Source organism: Chitinophaga sp. MM2321, from assembly GCF_964033635.1.
In the GTDB taxonomy this organism is placed as follows: domain Bacteria; phylum Bacteroidota; class Bacteroidia; order Chitinophagales; family Chitinophagaceae; genus Chitinophaga.
On sequence record NZ_OZ035533.1, the window covers coordinates 6,575,610 to 6,594,530 of the forward strand.

The following is an 18,921-nucleotide window of genomic DNA, read 5'->3' on the forward strand; positions in this document are numbered from 1 at the left end:
CGAATCGTTCAGATCCGTTTAACCCTTGTTATGCGTGTGCTGCTGCCACATCTTCTTCTTTGCCTTCCAGTCTGTCTTCTTCATCACTTTCTTCCTGGTGTCTGCCTCTGCGGGAGAGGAAGGTATACATCGCCGGAATAACAAATAATGTGAGTACCAGTGAAAAAACGATACCACCTACGATCACAATACCCAGCGGTATACGGCTGGTGGCCGCTGCACCCAGTGAAAGCGCAATCGGTAATGCACCCAGTGCCATGGCAAGACTGGTCATCAGGATAGGACGTAGCCGCATTGAGGAAGCGTGGATAACCGCTTCTGCTTTTGCCATGCCGGCATCCCGCTGCTGGTTGGCAAATTCCACGATCAGGATCCCGTTCTTCGTTACCAGCCCTATCAACATGATTACACCGATCTGCGAAAAGATATTCCAGGTTTGCTTAAACAACCATAGCGACAACAACGCACCGGCAAAGGCCAGTGGCACCGTGAGCATGATGGTGAGCGGATCTATCCAGCTCTCAAACTGTGCAGCCAGTACCAGGTAAATTAACACCAGGGCAAGACCTAGCGCAAACATAGTATTGGAGCCGCTTTCCGCGTAATCGCGGGAAGAGCCGGACAAAGCGGTGGAATAGGAATCGTCCAGTATTTTTTCATCCTGGAGCTTATTGTAGATGCGGTACATTTCTGTGATACCGTCACCGATTGTTTTACCGGGTGCAAGTCCTGCGGAAATGGTGGCGGACTTATACCTGTTAAAGTGATAGATGATCGGCGGACTGGTTTCTTCTTCTATGGTCACTACGTTATCCAGCTGAATGGCTTCTCCGCGGGAGTTGCGCACGTACAGGTTCTGAAGGTCCATCGGATCATCACGGTCGGCACGGAACACCTGCCCCATTACCTGGTATTGTTTACCATTTCTAATGAAGTAACCATAGCGGAGGTTACTTAATGCGAGTTGTAAAGTTTGGGAGATGTCTTGTACGGATACACCCAGCTGCGTGGCTTTATCACGGTTGATATGAATCCGCAACTCAGGTTTATTGAATTTCAGATCCACGTCTGTACCCTGGAAGACGGTGCTGTTACCTACTTCTTCCATGAATTTTGGCAACACGGCTGTTAAGGAATCGAAGTTGATATGTTCGAGTACAAAGGATACCGGCAATCCGCTTCTGCGGCCTACCTGGATCGTTTGTGTTTCAATGGCAAATACTTTACCCTGTGGATAGTGGCTCATGTTGCGGTTTACCATATTCACAATATCCTTTTGTGAACGGGTACGTTCATGGGGTTCCGTGAGCATGACGTTGGCGAAAGCCGAATTAACGGCGCCGCCGCCACTGAAACCGGGTGCGGTTACACTGAGGATGATTTTCTTCTCGGGAATGGAATCCTTCATGAACTGCGTGAGCTTGTCTACATAGTTATCCATGTAGTCGAAAGAAGTACCTTCCGGTGTGGTGATGGATAAGCGGAACTGGCCTCTGTCTTCCAGTGGTGCCAGTTCGGCCGGCAGCGTTTTGAAAAGGAAGTAGATCATCACAACACAACCCGTAATGATCAATCCTGCTACCCAACGGAAACGCATAAACGCTTGCAGGGAATTTTTATAGCCGTCTTCCATCCAGCGGAAGAAAGGTTCTGTTTTAGTGTAGAACCAGGAATGGGTATGTTTTTTACGACCCAGCTTTACGTTCAGTACCGGCGTTAATGTTAACGATACAAATGCGGAGATCAGCACCGCACCGGCCACCACGATACCGAATTCGCGGAACAGTTGCCCTACGAAGCCCTGGAGGAAGATGATAGGAAGAAATACAAACGCCAGTGTGATGGAGGTGGCTATTACCGCAAAGAAGATCTCTTCAGATCCTTCGCGCGCCGCCCGCATTCGCGGGATACCGGCTTCTATCTTCTTATAAATATTTTCTGTTACCACAATACCATCATCCACCACGAGGCCGGTAGCCAGTACAATGGCCAGCAGGGTAAGGATGTTGATGGTAAAGCCGCAGGCATACATAATAAAGAATGCCCCGATGAGTGATACCGGGATATCTACCAGCGGCCGGAGCGCCATGAGCCAGTCGCGGAAGAAGAGGTATACAATTAATATTACCAGCGATAAGGCTATGAGAAGGGTTTCCTCTACTTCTTCAATAGATTTTTTGATGAACCGGGTGTTATCCATGGCAATGTTCACCGAGAGATCTTCCGGGATATCTTTTTTCAGCTGGTCATATCTTTTATAGAATTCATCGGCAATGGCCACGTAATTGGAGCCGGGCTGCGGAATGAGCGCCAGTGCAATCATGGGGATACCGGATTCTTTGAGCATGGTTTCCTCATTTTCAGGACCCAGTATGGCCTGCCCTACATCGCGGATACGGATTTCGCTGCCATTGATATTTTTAATGATCAGGTTATTGAAGTCATCTTCTGATACCAGGCGGCCGAAGGTACGTACTGTGAAGTCGGTGGCGTTACCGGCTATTTTGCCGGAGGGCAACTCTACGTTTTCCCGCTGAAGGGCGGTCTGAATATCGAGGGGGGTAAGACTGTAAGAAGATAATTTTGCGGGGTCCATCCAGATACGCATAGCGTAACGTCTTTCTCCCCATATCTGAATGCCGCTTACGCCGGGAATGGTCTGGAGCTTTTCCAGTAACACGTTGGTACCATATTCGGTTATTTCCAGCTGGTTGCGGGTGTTGCTCTGTACGGTCATGGAGATGATGGCATCTGAGTTGGCATCCTGCTTGGATACTACCGGCGGTGCATCAATATCCGGTGGAAGGCTGCGCAGTGCCTGGGATACTTTATCACGCACATCATTGGTAGCGCCTTCCAGGTCCTGGCCCAGTTCAAATTCTACCGTAATGTTGCTGCTTCCCTGGCTGCTGCTGGAAGATATATTTTTGATACCGGCGATACCATTGATAGATTTCTCCAGTGGTTCGGTGATCTGTGTTTCGATGATATCTGAGTTGGCACCTGCATATGAGGTACGCACATTGACGATGGGCGGGTCAATTGCCGGGAAGTCTCTCACTCCCAGGAAGGTAAAGCCCACAAGACCGAATATCACAATAATGATATTCATCACAATTGCCAGCACGGGGCGTTTGAGAGATAAAGAAGGTAAACTCATGTTTAATATTTTTGACGATGCTTACAAAACAGTTGCAGCATCGTCTTTAATTCTTTATTGTACTTTATTATAGTTCAGTTCCATTCCCGGTTTCAGTTGGAGGATACCGGTGGTGATCACCGTGTCTCCCGGTTGTAATCCATTGGTGATCTGAACATTACTTTCTGTACGAATACCTGTTTCTACTACTACAAATTTCGCTTTACCATTGTCTGCTACAATTACTCTTTTGTCGCGGGTACCTGGAATAACGGCTTGTGAAGGGATCATGATGGCGTCGGGAAGGTCCTTTAATAAAATCTTCACCTTGGCAAAAGAGCCGGGAAACAGGGCGCCGTTGTTATTGGGTACTAAGGCGCGGAGTCTTACCGTACGGGTGGAGAGGTCTATTTTAGGATCGATGGCATAAATGCTGCCTTGATATTCCTTGATGTCGCCGGACACGTAAAAATTAACTTTGTCGCCTGTTTTGATGGCGTTGCGGTATTTTTCCGCAACGGAGAAGTCCATTTTGAGCGGATCTATCTGTTGCAGGGTGGTGATAATAGTGGCGGAAGACACGATAGCGCCTTCGCTGACGTTGCGGAGGCCCAGTTTACCGCTGAAGGGAGCCCGCAGTTCGGTTTTCTGCAACTGGGTTTGTGTAAACTCCATATCGGCGCCATAGGCGCTTACCTGGTTGCGGGTAACATCCACATCCTGTTGGCTGATACCATTTATTTTCAGCAGGTTTTCCTGGCGTTCCAGGGTGGTTTTAGCCAGTTGCTGTTGTAATTTAAGTTTTTGTAACTGAGCGCGGAGGTCTTCGTCGTATATTTTTACGAGGAGGGCGCCTTTGCTCACATTGGTACCTTCTTTAAAATAGAGGTGGGTAATTCTGCCATTAATTTCCGGTTTTACATCTACTTCTTCATTACTCTGAAGGGTACCGCTCGCTTCAATGGACTGTCCCAGGTCGCTGGTTTTTACGATCCAGGCGTCGGTGAGGAGTGCTCTTGCGGGAGCGCCTTTAGCGCCGGAAGCTCCGGCCACAGGGCCTTCAGCCGCCTTTTTGCCAGCTATCTTTTTGTAAACGAAGAAAATTACGATCCCAGCAGCAACCAATAATATTATGGAGCGGACGGTTTTTTTGTTATTGGACATATTACTGAGCTTTTGCCTTTTAGCGGTTAGCTTTTGGAAATAACGTGTTGAATGGTACCGGTCTATTTGAACATTCGACTGAAAATTTATGTTTCTTGCTTACAGTCAGACGCCAGCAGCCTACGGGTATTCTCATAGGCAGGACAAATTTAATGAATGGAGGGGGTGAATGCGCGTCGCAACTGTTAATTAGCGTTAAGGCTTTAGATAAGTGGTGAAAAAGACGGTTGAGTGGAATATTACCGGATTTTGATATTATAGGATTTTGATATCCGGAGATGGGGAGAAGAGGGGATAAAAAAGGCTGGTTTTCTGATCAAAATCCGGAATATGGCGTGGGAAGGCGCCCGGATAGAGATAAAATCTTTTATTAACAAAGTGATGAATATGTTTACTGTATTGGGTTTCGGGAGATTGCCCGTCGGGAAGGTGTTTTAAAATTCGGGGTATCTGTTGGCAATTCAATAAAAATTATATTTTTGCAGTCAAGTTTTAAACCAAAAACACTTAAAATTATGTCAGACATTGCATCAAGAGTTAAAAAGATCATCATTGACAAATTGGGCGTTGACGAAGCTGAGGTAACTCCTGAAGCCAGCTTCACCAATGACTTAGGCGCTGACTCTTTGGATACGGTAGAACTGATTATGGAATTCGAAAAAGAATTCAACATCTCCATTCCTGACGAACAAGCTGAAACTATTACTACTGTTGGCCAGGCAGTTGCTTACCTGGAAGAACATGTAAAATAATCCTACTAATCAGAATTGTTTTAATGCAACCAAGACGAGTTGTCGTTACAGGTTTAGGCGCTCTTACACCGCTCGGCAATTCCGTGGCTGATTTTTGGCACGGATTGACGAACGGTGTATCCGGCGCGGATTTCATCCGTCAATTTGACGCTTCCAAGTTCAAAACCCGTTTTGCTTGTGAACTGAAGAATTTCGATCCTACAAACTACCTGGACAAAAAGGAGGCCCGTAAAATGGACCCCTTTACACAAACAGCGGTTATAGCCGCAGATCAGGCGATACTGGACGCCAATATCAATAAAGACACGATCAATGCTGATCGTGCCGGTGTGATATGGGGAACAGGTGTAGGTGGTATGATCAACTTCAGTCAGGAGCTGAAGGATTTCCATACCGGAGACGGGACACCCCGTTTCAGTCCTTTTTTGATCACCAGGCTTATTCTTGATATTGCTGCCGGGTATATTTCTATCCGTCACGGTTTCAGGGGGCCTAACTTTTCTGTTGTATCTGCTTGTGCATCAGCTACCAATGCTATCATTGAGGCGATGTACGGTATCCGTTATGGAAAGATGGATATTGCCGTTACCGGTGGATCAGAAAATGTGATCAATGAGCCTTGTGTTGGCGGTTTTAACGCCATGAAGGCTTTATCAGAAAGAAATGATGATCCCAAAACCGCTTCCCGTCCCTTTGACCTTGACCGTGATGGTTTTGTAATGGGAGAAGGCGCCGGTGCGCTGGTACTGGAATCATTGGATCATGCGTTGGAAAGAGGCGCTAAAATTTATGCAGAGTTAGCTGGCGGAGGTGCCACAGCAGATGCTCACCACATCACTGCGCCACACCCGGAAGGACTCGGTGCCATGAACGTAATGCGGCAAGCCCTTGCTGATTCCGGATTACAGGCTAATGATATTGATTACATCAATGTGCACGGCACTTCCACACCATTGGGAGATGTTGCCGAAGTAAAGGCCATTCAGAAGGTATTTGGCGATCATGCTTATGATCTGAACATCAGCTCTACCAAATCCATGACCGGCCACTTACTGGGCGCCGCAGGTGCCGTTGAATCGATCGCCGCAATAATGTCTATCATCAATGGCATTGTTCCTCCTACCATTAACCATTTTACTGACGACCCACAGCTGGACCCGAAACTGAATTTTACCTTTAACACCGCACAACATAGAGAAGTGAGAGCCGCATTATCCAATACCTTCGGGTTTGGGGGACATAATGCCTCTGTTATTTTCAAAAAATTTGTTCCTTGATCTTGATTGTGTGAATTTACTGCCAGGTTTCTTATATCGACTAGTATCCAAAAAAAGGCACTTATACAAAGAGTTGCATAGCCTGCTGGGCTTTCCTCCAGGTAATTTTGCCCTGTATGAGATAGCCCTGAGCCACCGTTCCAGCAAAGAGAAGTTTCTCGAAAGCAACGAACGGCTGGAATACCTTGGTGATGCCATCCTCGGCGCTATTGTAGGTGATTATCTCTTTAAAAAATATCCCTACAAAACCGAAGGATACCTGACAGAAATGCGCTCCAAAATCGTTAACCGCCAGCAACTCAATGATATCGCTATCAAAATGGGCCTGCGCAAACTAACGATCTACGACAAATACAACAGCTTCCTCAAAATCAGCCAGATCTTCGGTAATACCCTCGAAGCCCTCGTTGGCGCCGTTTACCTGGACCGTGGTTATACAAAAACCCAACAGTTTGTACACAAACGGATCCTGATGCCTTACATAGACATGGAGCTGCTGGAAAGCGTGGAAATGAACCACAAGAACAAACTGTATGGCTGGGCCAACAAAAACGGCAAAATCCTGGAGTTTGAACTGCTCGAAGAACAAATGGACAACGGTCGGCGCATTTTCACAGTAGGTGCAGTCGTTGACGGAGAACTCATCTGTACCGGTAAAGCCTTCAATAAAAAGGACGCCAGCCAGATTGCCGCCCAGCTGGCGATTCAACAACTGGGACTGGGTGATGTATAACCCGTCCCTGTTAACGCCGTGTTTAAAGCGTGTATAAAGCGTGTATAAAGCGTGTATAAAGCGTGTATAAAGCGTGTATGATGTACTTACTTAACCGGATGCCTTAATATCGTCTTTAGTTTCTCCGGCGCAGTTTTCCTGAAATCAGATAAATAAATCTCATGATGGCGCCCGTTCATGGTCAGCCTTTCCCGCTGCATGAGGGTATCCATTTTCCGGAGGGACACCGGTTCTTCGCTGTAAGGCCCCACGTGCAGGATCTGTATACATCTCCCCTCTGCTATCTCCTTATAATCCACCTGTCTGAACAGGGATGATTTCTTCTTTTTTTCAACTGTAATAACTGCCGACGCAAATTGCTGCTGGGTAACATCATCCGGTAACCGGATAGCCAGTTCATAATGCCACTGTTCACGCGGTACCAGTAAAGGGTTTACACTGCTGTCCAGTACCCACCAGAAACCTTCCAGCTTACTTACCGTAAAGTCCCTGCCGGCTTGCTTGCTGCCAGCCTTGATGCCATAGGCCACTGTGTAAAGGGCGCCAACCGCTTCGCTGAAGCCTTCGCCGGAAGGGTCGCCCTGCCCTGTAATAGTGATGAACAGCCCTTTTTCAATGGTCACGAGCTGGGGTGCCAGTGTGGCGCTGTAATAGCTCTTGTACACCTGGGTTAAATCAAGTTTAGTCATATCTGTTAGTTTTAGATCCTGATCTAAAATGAACGCGAGTAACAGTACCCAGCCCAGGAAGCTATACGTTTTCATATAGCCAGGGTTTGATCGGAAAGGAAATAAAAGGGTTGCGTGGTACGGATCGTTTTCATATTGTCTTATTTTTTATCGACAATACAAAGCAACAACCGGGGGGTGACAACCTTATGTCAGGAGGGTTTCGGGATTTATAAATAATGTGTGTTCAGCTCTGTGATAAGGTTCCGCATGGCGTCTTTCATGGCTTCGGGCTCAATGATCTCCACCTTGTTACCGAACATCACCAGCCAGCGGGCCATATGTTCCAGGGAGGATTGGAGGAAGGTCATCTCGGTTTTATCGCCTTTCGCAGTTTCTTCCATCAGGCCAAAGTAATATTTCTGGTCACGCATGAACCGCATCATACCGGTATCAATGATTATTTTGATGAGCTGTGTTGGCTCGGGGCCTCTTTTCTTTTGTTGTTCCAGGTATTCCTGTAAGGAGAGATGTTTATCTTTTTTGTAGCTGGCGGCTGTGAGGTTCAGCTTGCGGATACGATCCACCCGGAAATCGCGGTACCCCTGCCGGAGCCTGCACCAGGCGATCAGGTGCCAGCTGCTGCTGATATAGAAGATCCCTATCGGCTCCACTTCCCGGCGGGTGGCTACCTCTTCCTGGAAAGAAAAGTATTCCATATCAAGTACCTGGTGAAGTCCCAGCGCCTGTTGTATGTCTGTCAGGAAGCGGTTGGGGAAGTTCTCTTCTTCTGTTTCCCGCGGTCGCAACCGCAGCACCGCAATGTTATCATCCAGTGATTCCAGGTAATCCTTTTCGGCGCCTCTCAATACCGACCGGATCTTTTGCATGGCAAAGCTGAACTGCTTCTGATTGGAATGATCGCTGAACTGTTCCATCAGCTTTTCGCCGGTGAGCAGCGCAGCAGCTTCTTCTTTTGAAAACATCACGGGTGGCAGGTGATAACCATCCACTATGTAATAGCCCGTACCAGCTTCTGCGCCGATAGGTACTCCCGCTTCCTGCAAGGCTTTTACATCCCTGTACACCGTTCTCAGGCTGATATTAAAACGGTCAGATATCTCTGCCGCTTTAACAATCTTTTTGCCTTGTAACTGGACGAGAATAGCGGTAAGTCTGTCTATACGGTTCATATCGGTTACTGGTTCTGGACGCTAATTTCGGATGCAGAAAATTATTTTCCACTTTTTTTTATCGTTGTTTAAACTTTCATTAAAATAGACTGTCTCTATTATACAAGCAATTTCCCGGTAAAAGTCAGGATAACAAGCATACGAGATAACAGTGATTTCCGGGAGATACTAACACGATGCTACAGTACAGAATATAGGTTAAATGGTAAGCCCCTGCAATTTTTTGCGGGGGCCCGTTTTTATTTAGGGATTTTTTGATTTACGAATTTAGGGATTTGAAATGCAGCGAAGATCTTCGCGTAAATCTCTACGTATTTTCAAACCGATCATCTCCGCTGCATTTCAAATCCCTAAATTCGTAAATCAAAAAATCCCTAAATATTTAATAACTCATATCCCCCAGTTTTACCTTGCCCCGGAAGGTCCAGAATACAAATATGCTGTAGCCAATTACCAGTGGTGTTCCGATGGCTGCAATGAGCAACATGATCTTTAGTGATTTGGTGGAAGAGGCAGCCTGGTAGATACTGATACTGTTTGCTGGATCTATGGTAGAAATGATGATGTTGGGATAGAGTCCAACGGCAAACAGGATCAGGAGGCACGACATGATGATACAGGAATAGAAAAAGGCTGTGAAATATTTCCGTGCATCGATATTACGTTTGATATTGAGTAGTATGAGAACGGCCAGCAGCGGCAGTACGAACAGCTCCGGATGATTTTTGAACTGATGGGTCATATGTGGCACATAAATGAGTGTAGCCATTGACGTTAGTATGAAACACAGGATAAAAAACTTGCTGCAGTTGTTTACCAGGATAGTGAGTTTTGCATAGAGTCTGTTCTCCGTTTTCATCACCAGGTAAATGGCCCCGTGTAACATGAACAGGGACAAAGTAGTGAAAGAGATGAGGATTGCATAAGGATTAAAGAACGTGAGCAGTGTGCCGGTAAATTCATGTTCTTTATTCATGGGCAGTCCATGTATGAGATTGCCGAGTACCAGACCAAGCAGTAGTGTAATAGCCGTGCTGGATACGGTATAGCTGATATCCCACATTTTGCGCCACCATGGCCACGCTTCTTTACTGCGGAATTCTATCGAGATCGCCCGGAAAATAAGGGCTACCAGGAACAGCATAAAAGGAATATAAAAGGTAGAAAGGAGCACGCCGTATACCAGTGGGAAACCTGCAAACAGGGCGCCACCGGCTATTACCAGCCACACTTCATTTCCATCCCACACCGGGCCGATAGCGTTGAGTACCAGGCGGCGGCTTTCTTCTTTATTAAAAAATAAATGTAGGGATCCGGCGCCGAGGTCAAAACCATCGAGCACGCCGTAACCGGTGATCAGTCCGCCGATCACTAAAAACCACCAGGTGGGAAGATCCAGTCCGAGTATTGTTTCCATGCAGCTATATTTTAAGAAGGAAGGTCAACAAGATTGTTAGGGTAATATTGATCATGATCATCTGTATCCTTCACATCCGGTCCATGCTGTATTTTACGGTTCAGCAAATAAAGGAACAAGGCAAACAGTAACATATATACCAGCGTAAACAATATCAGGGAAAACATTACCTGGTCTGCCGTCACCTTTTTGGAGAGGGCGTCTGAGGTACGAAGCAGTTTGTATACCACCCAGGGTTGCCGACCTACTTCGGCGGCATACCAGCCTACCTGGTTAGCTATTTGCGGTAGCAGTACCGCCCATGCAAATATGAGCATGAGCCACCGCTGATTGAACAGCTTTTTGCGCCATAGTAAAACAAGCGCCAACAGGCTAAGCCCTATCAGCGCCATGCCGATACTGATCATGATATGATAGGTCTGGAATACAAAGTTGACGGCGCCGGGACGTTCATTTTCAGGCGTAGCGCGCAAGCCTTCCACAGGAGCTGTAAAGCTGCCATGTGTAAGAAAGGAAAGCCCGCCGGGGATCCTGATACCAGTTGTTGTTTGTGTTTTATTGTTTACCCAGCCGATGATGTACATATCTGCTACAGACAGGCTATCATAGTGGCCTTCCATAGCGGCGAGTTTGGCCGGTTGGTATTTGCTTACATAATGTGCGGAGCGGTGACCGGTGAAGAGTTGCATCAACGCAGCCACCACAGCTACCGTAAGACCCACTTTAAACATGGCCTGCGCATGCGGTATAAAACGTTTCTTCAGGATATAAAAAGCCCCTACGCTCATCACCAGGAAAGACCCGGCAAGGAAAGAGCCTATCACCACATGGGAGAAACGGTCTACACTGGAGGGGTTGAAGATCATGGCCCAGAAATCGGTTACCACGGCACGGGCGCCCAGATCGTGTCCTTCTATCCGGTAGCCCGCAGGTGTTTGCTGCCAGGAGTTGGCAATCACTATCCATAATGCAGAGAAGATAGAACCCAGGGCTACCATGATCGTAGAAAAGTAATGTACCCCTTTATGGACCCTGTCCCATCCGAAGAGCAAAACGCCCAGGAAGGCAGATTCCATGGCAAAGGCGAAGATTCCTTCTGCCGCGAGCGCACTACCGAAAATATCACCCACATAATGTGAATAGGTAGCCCAGTTGGTACCGAATTCAAATTCCATCACAATACCTGTAGCCACCCCAATACCAAAAATGAGGGCGAAGATCTTGATCCAGAATTTCGTAATCTCTTTATAGAGGAGCTTTCCTGTTTTCAGGTAAAGCCCTTCCATAATAACAAGACATAGCCCTAAACCTATACTCAGCGGGGGATAGATGTAATGAAACGAAATCGTAAAAGCAAACTGTATCCTGGATAGTATTTCTACGGAAGGCATAATATTTAATTATTGATGCAAAGGTAGCTGGCGATGATATCTGTCAAGCTGATGTTTATCATCTATATATAAAAGTATAATATTATCAGCCCATTAACAAGGAGATAACCAGCCAATCGCCAGGATTTTACTACCTTCAGAACAATAATTTTATTGTATTGGTTTACTTGATATACGTCCTGTCTTCGTGCAGGACGTTTATATTTTGCCTCCTTTAGTTCATTTCAATCACTATTTTTCCAAACTGACTCCCGCTTCCCATATATTTAAATGCTTCCTGCGCTTGGCTTACAGGGAATACGGTGTCTATTACCGGGTGTATATTATTGATTTCAATGGCGGCTGCCAGTTCCCGGAAATGTTGCAAACTGCCTACAGAATATCCCTGTAGCCGGATGTAATTTCCTACTACGCTAAAAAGATCCAGGGGCAATTGCGCACCGGTGATAAAGCCTACCAGTCCTACAAAACCGTTATAACCAACAGATTTTACGGAATTAACAATCGTATCCGCACCCGCTATATCAATCGTGGCATGTACCCCGTTTCCATTGGTGAGCCGTTTTACTTCTTCATGCCATTCCGGATATTTTTTGTAGTCAATCACTTCATGTGCGCCCAGTTGTTTTAATTTTTTCAGTTTCTCCGGACTGCTGCTGGTAGCAATTACTTTAGCACCTGCCGCCAGCGCGATCTGTAAGGCAAAGAGCGAAACGCCGCCGGTGCCTTGTGTAAGAATGGTTTGCCCGGCTTTGATACCGGCATAGCCGATAAGTCCTGTCCATGCAGTAACGCCGGCTACCGGTAAAGTAGCTGCTTCCACGCTGGTTAAATTGGCAGGTGTGCGCACCAGCGCATAGGCTGGGATCACCACATATTCTGCCAGCAGGCCGGGCGTACTGGCGCCGGTCCGTACATGATTGGTATCGGCAGTAGCCTGTCCGTTTTGCCACAGCTGGTTGTATTGGATCATTACCCGGTCGCCCACTTTCCATTGGGCTACGTTTTCTCCTATTGCTGCCACTACACCTGCACCATCAGAAGTGGGGATACGAGGTAAAGGCAATTGACGGCTATAGGTACCGGTGGCGAGTGCTACATCCAGGTAATTGAGTGCTGCTGCTTCTATTTTTACAAGTACTTCGTGTGGCGCCGGTGTTGGCGTTGGTAACTCCGTGAGTTGTAAACTTTCCAGTCCGAAGGCTATTTGTTGGATTGCTTTCATAAGAATAAAAATTTTTTTCTGCCACAAAATTGAGCACTAACTTCATATCAGACAAGTATGCACCTTTTGGGAATGTAGTTACCAAATGGGTACTGTTGTTGATAATCAATGTTAAAAAAATGAAGAAAGCTGAAAAAAATATCCATGTTGAAACGGTTTGCGCAGTTGATTACGCTTTTCAGCGGATTGGAGGTAAATACAAGGGGCGTGTTATTTACAACCTGAGAGATGGTATAAAAAGATATGGGGAACTGCGCAGATGCCTTCCGGGCATTACCGCAAAAATGCTTACCCAGGTGCTGCGTGAAATGGAGGCCGATGGGCTGGTAACCCGTCATGTGTACCTGGAAGTGCCTCCCCGCGTGGAGTACCGGCTTACTGATACCGGCAGGGAGTTGCTACCGTTTATTTTATTGCTGAGTCAATGGGGCCGTAAGCAAATGGGAATGGAACCGCTTTGCGAGCCGGCATTGGTAAACGCCCAGCTATAAGCCGGGCGTTTATACCGTTAAGACATGATCGCCATTGCCTCAAATTCTTTCTTTTTGTCGCGATACTCTTCCATCGTAAAATTATATACTACTGAATCGCGCTTGTTCTTGTTCGCTACAAAATGACAGGCATGAATATATGGTTCTGCGATATTCAGTTTATCCAGCGGCGTTACTACCAGGAGCTGAAGGTTCAGCTGCCCGCAATATTCCATCAGGTAATGACTTTTTTCCGGATCCAGTTTGCTGAATGCCTCATCTACGGTGATGAAGCGTAAGCTGCGGTGCTGGCGGTTTGCTTCGTTGATACCAAACTGGTAAGCGATGGCCGCACCCAGGATGGTGTAGGTAAACTGCGCTTTTTCGCCACCGGAAAGACTGGCGGTATCCTCGTAATATTTGAAAGCCTTGTTATCCGCAATGTAAAATTCTTTGGCGCCAAAGTCGAGCCAGTTGCGGACATCCGTTACTTTGCGGCGCCATGCTTCATTTTGTTGTAGCTCTGTGATCAGTACCTTGATGTTTTCAAACAGCTGTTCGCCGTAGGTATCATCTTTTTCCAGGTGATATTTCAGCGTGTCCGGAACGGCGTTGCTAAGTTTCTCTTTAAAATTCCTGATCTCCACATCGCGTACATGCCTGCATTCCAGTTGCAGATAAGTGTCCGGGTTTTTGTTGAAGGTAATGTTACGGAGTGGTTCGTTCAGGTCGTCCATTACTTCGCGGATCAGGTCTTCCTGTCCGTATATCCATGCCCGGTAGTTGGTAATGGCATTGAGCATGCTGGTGTCCATGTATTTACGGAAGCGGTCTTTATGCTCAATGAGGCGTTGGTATTTGATATTTTCGTAGAGAGATGTAAACTCATCCAGGTATTTTACATGCGGTTGCAGATCGTTTACATCGCCCAGCCAGTCGGGGTAGGTATCGTGAATGGCTTTCGATGGCATGACAAACGTAGCCAGCTGCCGCGTGATTTCGGATTCTTTTTCGGCCGCCAGGCGCATCGCCTCATGCATGGCCGTTTTCAGGCTTTCATCCGCTTTTTTGCGGTGTGCAGCCAGTTGTAAAGCCGTTTCGGCGGGCTCGGTGATAGCCAGTTCCGACAGGTATTCCATGGCCCGTTGTAATGAGCTGTGGTCCAGGTCACCGGCTTTCAATTGCTTGAAGTAGCGTTGTTTTTCGGCGGCTTTATCATCCAGCCGGCCTTTCTCCTGGAGGATCTTATCTTTTTCTTTTTCCCTGGCGCTGATCAGTGCGGTGGCTTCGTCCAGCTGATCACAGATCACCTGGTATTTATCGCTGGTCTGCAGCAGTTGTGCTTTTTCCCTGGAAAACCGTTCAATCACTTCTGCGTGCGACTGCCAGCTGATTTCGCTGTAGTTGCGGAGCAACAGGAAGCCACTCAGTAAAGCGTGGATACCGGCAATGCCCTTGCGGGAATTTTCCAGCTGGGAGATGCTGTGTTGCAGCGTGTCAATAATCCGGTTGCACTCGTCCTGTTCTTCTTTTAACAGGCGGAGTTTATTTTTATTATTCCATCCCAGTACATAATTATTTTGCTGGGAACGGTTAGGGCGGTCATCCTTTTCATGGCGTGTAGCCTGCCGCGTTAGTCCGTTTGCCGTGACTGCTTTTCGTGCGCGGTTAAATACGCTCATGTCATCGGTACAAACATAATCAAACTGGTCCAGCAGCTGTTTTTGTAACCACTCCTTGAACTCCGTGCCTGGCTTGATGTCTATCTTCTGTAATAAACTATCTTTTTCTGAAGGCATGCGGAGCATGGTGTAGGTTTCATCTTCTATCTTATGATATACCAACCTTGTTTGCAGGTTGTTTGTATTGATATACTTGTTGATCTCCGTAATATATCCTTCCGGTACCAGCAGTCGCAGGGCGAAGTTGTGCAGCACTTTTTCTATGGCGTTCTCCCAATGACTTTCTTTGTCTTTTACTTTGATCAGTTCACCGGCAAAGGGCAGGTCTTCTTCGGCCACATCCAGCATATCCGCCAGCTGTTGCCGGATGCGGATCAGTTCATACGGAATATTATTTTTGCGGTGGAGGAAGGAATCAATTTCTTCTTCCAGGCGGGTAGCCTGACTGCTTTCAGCGGTCAGGCTGCTTTTATGATGGAAAATTTCTTCCTGTAAAGTTTCCAGTTGTTTGTCGTGTGCTGTTTTTAGCTGTTCAGCGGCGGCGATATTATCATGAAACTGTTGCTCATCGGGGTTGGGCGCTAGTTCCAGTTTTTCTGCCAGCATGTTGTACTCCTCCATTTTATTACGTTTTGTTTCCAGCGATTGCTGTTCGTAATGAATGGTTTTTTGTATGGAGCGCAGTTGTTCATCTACACTGTTGTTGGCCTTTTGCGCAATGAGCTCTTCTTTGCGTAGGTGTAGTGATTTCAGGTTACCATTCACGGTTGCCAGGGTGCTGGTGGTTACTTCCTGTTCCTGTTGGAGTACCTGCAATTCTTTTTCCAGGAGATCTTTTTCCTGTTTGTTAAACCAGTTGGGCAGCACGTCCTGGAGTGTTTGCAGCTCCCTGTTTTTATCCTGTAGTTCCTGCCATTTTTTCCTATTCTGAATAATAGGATCGAGCATTTGCAGCTGCGTTTCATCTTTGCGGATGGCGCGGTGGCTGGATAGCAGGCTGTCGTAGTTTTCCCGCAACTTCAGGAATTCGCTTTCCGCATCGGTTTCTTCCAGCATCTGACCCCGGATAAAAGTATTGAGGTCGCCCAGTACTTTGATTCCAACGGTTTGATTGAAAAGCGACAATGCTTTTTCACTTCTCAGGCCGAAGATGTTGCTGAATAATGCTGCATATTCTTTGAAGCTGTCGGTGATTTCTGTTTTTGGAAATTCTGCGCGCAGCTTCTTTTTCCAGTCACCTTTCAGGTCAAATTTACCGTTGCCGAAGTGGTCGTTTATATTGAGCTTGTGTGGCGATACGATGTATTGACGTTTTAGTTCACCGGAATACCATCTTACCTGCGCCAGTGTGATCTGGTGCATGGTAGCGGCATTATAGAAGTAGGCGAGCAATACGGAATACGGGTTGTTTTCCTTGTGCCGCAGTTGTTCTGTTTTTGACTGCAGTGATTCTTCGGAAAATGTTTTGCCGTAGTAGCCCCAGAAATAAGATTCTTCTCCACGATCCTTTCGTTGTTCGGTGCCTGACGACTGGTTATAAAAACGTTTGCCTGCCGGAACGAGTAATGTCAGGAGGGCATCTATCAGCGTGGTTTTGCCGCTGCCGTTAGCGCCTGTGAGCAGAGAGGTGTTGCCGTTGGTATTTAAACGATATATTTTATTATGAAAAGTTCCCCAGTTGTATATTTCGAGATAATGTAACCGGAATCCACTTTCTGTTGAGTCATTGTTGAACAGGGTTGACATGCAGTTTTAATTTTGATTTTATTTCTTCCAGTTTTTCGTTATTGACCAGTGCTTTGATGATCCTTTTTACCTCGTATTGGTGCAGTTCCTTGTTGGCAGCGTCTTCCCGGGTAGCTTTCAGAATGCCTATGTTTAACAGGCTATTGATTGGTTTGTTGAGATCTTTGAGCAGTTTGGATTTATTGTTACGTTCTTTGAAGAATAAGGTGAGTCTTTCCTTGATTTCTTTTTGTGTGAGAAACAGCCTGGTGCCGTTGCCGTTGATGTCAAATTCGTCCAGTGCTTCACGTAGTACGATGCAAAGCAGGGTAGCTTCGTAGGTGAGCCTTGTTTTGCGCATCAGGCGCGGGAGTGGTTTCTCGGCGGTATCGTCGGCATCGGGTTGCATGATGCGGGCGAAGCCATCGGATTCGTTGATCACCAGCTGTAGTCCTACCTGCTGGAGATATTTGCTGAGTTCCGTTTGCCATCCCAGGAGGTCTTTCCAGTAAGTTTTATCTTCTTCGTATACAGGTCCCTGCATGAGTTTTATAAACACGTGTGCGAAGGGAGATATATTATTATCGGCCATGATGATCTTTAGTTTTGAGAATTTGTAAACAGCACCATGGGCATATTAATGGTGCGGTTGCCCAGCAATACAGGATCGGGTGTTTCCAGTATGATGTGGCTGGATGACTGGCTGGCGATGGAGAAATAGGTGATCAGTTCTGTGAGTCCTTTTTCTGTGCCGTAAATTTCTACCAGTTCCTTCAAACTGATCTGTTTTTTGTTTTGCAGTTGGGTATTGATACGGTCTTCCAATAAGGTGCGGTCTATGTTAAAATGATTGAATAATGAGTTGAAGTCGGTATCTCCGAAATCGGTGCCACCAATGCCTTCCGGGAATGCTACATCCTGGATGACTTTCTTTTCTTCCGCCATTTCCCAGCGGTCCAGCAGATCTGTTTCGGGATCGCTTTCTATCTCTATAAAAAATTCTTCACCGGGTATATTTTCCAGGGATTGAAATGCGAGCTGGCGGATTTCATTGATCAGCTCTACTGCTTTCCGGTGATCGGTCAGGTTTTTTTCACTGAGTACGCGGCTGAGTTTATCGCTCAGTTTTTTATTGGCGTCGATTACTTTTTTGCCGGATGCATGGAGAAACTGTTTCAGTTTTTTGAGGAAGCGGTCATTTTTGTATTCGATGTTGCGTTCTTCCAGCAGGGTGTACAATTTTTCTATCAGCTCCCGCATTTCTTCCTGTTTGTTTTCATCCATCAGGAATTGCCAGAAAGAATAGAAGCTTTTGCCCTGGTCTTTTTGCCGGAGGGCTTCGAAGGAGTCCAGTGTATAGGCCAGGAGTACACCTTTGGCGATATCCCTTTCGCTTTGTTTGCGGTAGATTTCCTGGGTGATCTGTTCGAAGTTCTGTTCTACTTCTTTAAAATCGCTCAGGAGTTCGCGCGACATCCGGTTTACGTCATAGCATCTTTCTTTGATCTGGGTATCGTCAAATACCTGTACTCTGCCGGTGATGGTGATGGCTTTTATCTCCTGTTCTATTTCAAATTTCTTTTTCTCCAGTTCCTGGATCCTTTGCTCCGGGTCTTTGTTGCTTTGGTCTATCAGTTCTTTCAGTTTGGAAAAAATGTCTTTAAAGCGGCTTTCTGTGCCCACAAACTCCCGTTTCTGTAAAGTGGATACCCAGTGCATCACTTTTTCCATATCGCTGCTTAGTTCATGGATGTCGTTGCCGTCATCATCGGGATACTTGCGCAGGAAACCTTTATTGCTCCATTGTTCAATGTATTTTCTGGCTTTCTCGTCTTCATGCTCCAGGAGGCTGGTAGCGTCTATTTCGTCGTCAGCAGCCTTGTAGCCGGTAATACCGAGGTAGTCCGACAGGCGGGTCACCAGTTCCACATTGGAAACGGTGGTATGGTTTTTTTCCTTGAATGTCTGATGAAAAAATGACAGCATCATTGGCGCGCTACGTGCCCGGAGTATCTTCAGCGTTACCGACTGGGCATATAGATTACATAATTGGTCATAAGTCATGCGGTAAAAATAAGCAATTTC

General features: G+C 46.6%; 14 protein-coding genes. 4 read left to right on the forward strand and 10 right to left on the reverse strand.

Annotation, left to right across the window (positions count from 1 at the left end; translation table 11 throughout):
• Nucleotides 1-28 precede the first annotated feature (28 nt).
• A complete protein-coding gene (locus tag ABQ275_RS25875) occupies nt 29-3,160 on the reverse strand; it encodes an efflux RND transporter permease subunit (RefSeq protein WP_349316049.1) in 3,132 nt (1,043 codons plus the stop codon).
• A 54-nt stretch (nt 3,161-3,214) separates the two neighbouring features.
• Nucleotides 3,215-4,303, reverse strand: coding sequence for an efflux RND transporter periplasmic adaptor subunit (locus tag ABQ275_RS25880; RefSeq protein WP_349316050.1), 1,089 nt, complete (start codon nt 4,301-4,303; stop codon nt 3,215-3,217).
• Nucleotides 4,304-4,818: 515 nt separating this feature from the next.
• Here ABQ275_RS25880 and ABQ275_RS25885 point away from each other — a divergent pair.
• From ABQ275_RS25885 to rnc, 3 genes are all read left to right on the forward strand, one after another.
• Nucleotides 4,819-5,055 (forward strand): acyl carrier protein, encoded by a 237-nt coding sequence (locus ABQ275_RS25885; protein WP_012788038.1) that lies wholly within the window; start codon nt 4,819-4,821, stop codon nt 5,053-5,055.
• Nucleotides 5,056-5,078: 23 nt separating this feature from the next.
• Nucleotides 5,079-6,332, forward strand: a complete 1,254-nt coding sequence (gene fabF / locus ABQ275_RS25890; protein ID WP_349316051.1) for a beta-ketoacyl-ACP synthase II — start codon at nt 5,079-5,081, stop codon at nt 6,330-6,332.
• A gap of 73 nt (nt 6,333-6,405) precedes the next feature.
• Nucleotides 6,406-7,065: a ribonuclease III gene (rnc, locus tag ABQ275_RS25895; protein ID WP_349316052.1), complete on the forward strand. Its 660-nt coding sequence runs from the start codon at nt 6,406-6,408 to the stop codon at nt 7,063-7,065.
• A gap of 86 nt (nt 7,066-7,151) precedes the next feature.
• On the opposite strand, the gene ABQ275_RS25900 is transcribed toward rnc, so the two are convergent.
• From ABQ275_RS25900 to ABQ275_RS25920, 5 genes are all read right to left on the reverse strand, one after another.
• On the reverse strand, nt 7,152-7,754 hold the full coding sequence (locus ABQ275_RS25900; protein ID WP_349316053.1) for a GyrI-like domain-containing protein: 603 nt from the start codon (nt 7,752-7,754) through the stop codon (nt 7,152-7,154).
• Nucleotides 7,755-7,963: 209 nt separating this feature from the next.
• The gene (locus ABQ275_RS25905) at nt 7,964-8,926 is read right to left on the reverse strand and encodes a YafY family protein (protein ID WP_349316054.1); all 963 of its coding nucleotides are present in this window, start codon (nt 8,924-8,926) and stop codon (nt 7,964-7,966) included.
• 382 nt (nt 8,927-9,308) lie between these two features.
• A complete protein-coding gene (cydB, locus tag ABQ275_RS25910) occupies nt 9,309-10,343 on the reverse strand; it encodes a cytochrome d ubiquinol oxidase subunit II (RefSeq protein ID WP_349316055.1) in 1,035 nt (344 codons plus the stop codon).
• Between the two features lie 11 nt (nt 10,344-10,354).
• Nucleotides 10,355-11,734 carry a cytochrome ubiquinol oxidase subunit I gene (locus ABQ275_RS25915; RefSeq protein WP_349316056.1) on the reverse strand — a complete coding sequence of 460 codons (1,380 nt, stop codon included), beginning with the start codon at nt 11,732-11,734 and terminating at the stop codon, nt 10,355-10,357.
• Between the two features lie 214 nt (nt 11,735-11,948).
• Nucleotides 11,949-12,959 carry an NAD(P)-dependent alcohol dehydrogenase gene (locus ABQ275_RS25920; RefSeq protein ID WP_349316057.1) on the reverse strand — a complete coding sequence of 337 codons (1,011 nt, stop codon included), beginning with the start codon at nt 12,957-12,959 and terminating at the stop codon, nt 11,949-11,951.
• Between the two features lie 119 nt (nt 12,960-13,078).
• On the opposite strand from ABQ275_RS25920, the gene ABQ275_RS25925 reads away from it, so the two are divergent.
• Complete coding sequence (locus tag ABQ275_RS25925) at nt 13,079-13,450, forward strand: helix-turn-helix domain-containing protein (RefSeq protein ID WP_349316058.1); 372 nt, start codon at nt 13,079-13,081, stop codon at nt 13,448-13,450.
• A 17-nt stretch (nt 13,451-13,467) separates the two neighbouring features.
• Here ABQ275_RS25925 and ABQ275_RS25930 read toward each other — a convergent pair whose 3' ends face one another.
• From ABQ275_RS25930 to ABQ275_RS25940, 3 genes are read right to left on the reverse strand one after another with little or no spacing between them, the layout of a single operon-like run.
• Complete coding sequence (locus tag ABQ275_RS25930; protein WP_349316059.1) at nt 13,468-16,857, reverse strand: SbcC/MukB-like Walker B domain-containing protein; 3,390 nt, start codon at nt 16,855-16,857, stop codon at nt 13,468-13,470.
• On the reverse strand, nt 16,835-17,428 hold the full coding sequence (locus tag ABQ275_RS25935; RefSeq protein WP_349316060.1) for a DUF4194 domain-containing protein: 594 nt from the start codon (nt 17,426-17,428) through the stop codon (nt 16,835-16,837). The genes ABQ275_RS25930 and ABQ275_RS25935 overlap by 23 nt, the downstream gene beginning before the upstream one ends.
• Before the next feature lie 8 nt (nt 17,429-17,436).
• Complete coding sequence (locus ABQ275_RS25940; protein ID WP_349316061.1) at nt 17,437-18,900, reverse strand: DUF3375 domain-containing protein; 1,464 nt, start codon at nt 18,898-18,900, stop codon at nt 17,437-17,439.
• Nucleotides 18,901-18,921: the final 21 nt, after the last annotated feature.

Excerpts from the sequence above, each read along its gene's own strand:
- ABQ275_RS25935 (WP_349316060.1), bottom strand. The coding sequence starts at position 17,428 with ATGGCCGATAATAATATATCTCCCTTCGCACACGTGTTTATAAAACTC.
- cydB (WP_349316055.1), bottom strand. The coding sequence starts at position 10,343 with ATGGAAACAATACTCGGACTGGATCTTCCCACCTGGTGGTTTTTAGTG.
- ABQ275_RS25900 (WP_349316053.1), bottom strand. The coding sequence starts at position 7,754 with ATGACTAAACTTGATTTAACCCAGGTGTACAAGAGCTATTACAGCGCC.
- ABQ275_RS25885 (WP_012788038.1), top strand. The coding sequence starts at position 4,819 with ATGTCAGACATTGCATCAAGAGTTAAAAAGATCATCATTGACAAATTG.
- ABQ275_RS25930 (WP_349316059.1), bottom strand. The coding sequence starts at position 16,857 with ATGTCAACCCTGTTCAACAATGACTCAACAGAAAGTGGATTCCGGTTA.
- ABQ275_RS25905 (WP_349316054.1), bottom strand. The coding sequence starts at position 8,926 with ATGAACCGTATAGACAGACTTACCGCTATTCTCGTCCAGTTACAAGGC.
- ABQ275_RS25880 (WP_349316050.1), bottom strand. The coding sequence starts at position 4,303 with ATGTCCAATAACAAAAAAACCGTCCGCTCCATAATATTATTGGTTGCT.
- ABQ275_RS25915 (WP_349316056.1), bottom strand. The coding sequence starts at position 11,734 with ATGCCTTCCGTAGAAATACTATCCAGGATACAGTTTGCTTTTACGATT.
- ABQ275_RS25920 (WP_349316057.1), bottom strand. The coding sequence starts at position 12,959 with ATGAAAGCAATCCAACAAATAGCCTTCGGACTGGAAAGTTTACAACTC.
- ABQ275_RS25940 (WP_349316061.1), bottom strand. The coding sequence starts at position 18,900 with ATGACTTATGACCAATTATGTAATCTATATGCCCAGTCGGTAACGCTG.
- fabF (WP_349316051.1), top strand. The coding sequence starts at position 5,079 with ATGCAACCAAGACGAGTTGTCGTTACAGGTTTAGGCGCTCTTACACCG.
- ABQ275_RS25875 (WP_349316049.1), bottom strand. The coding sequence starts at position 3,160 with ATGAGTTTACCTTCTTTATCTCTCAAACGCCCCGTGCTGGCAATTGTG.
- ABQ275_RS25925 (WP_349316058.1), top strand. The coding sequence starts at position 13,079 with ATGAAGAAAGCTGAAAAAAATATCCATGTTGAAACGGTTTGCGCAGTT.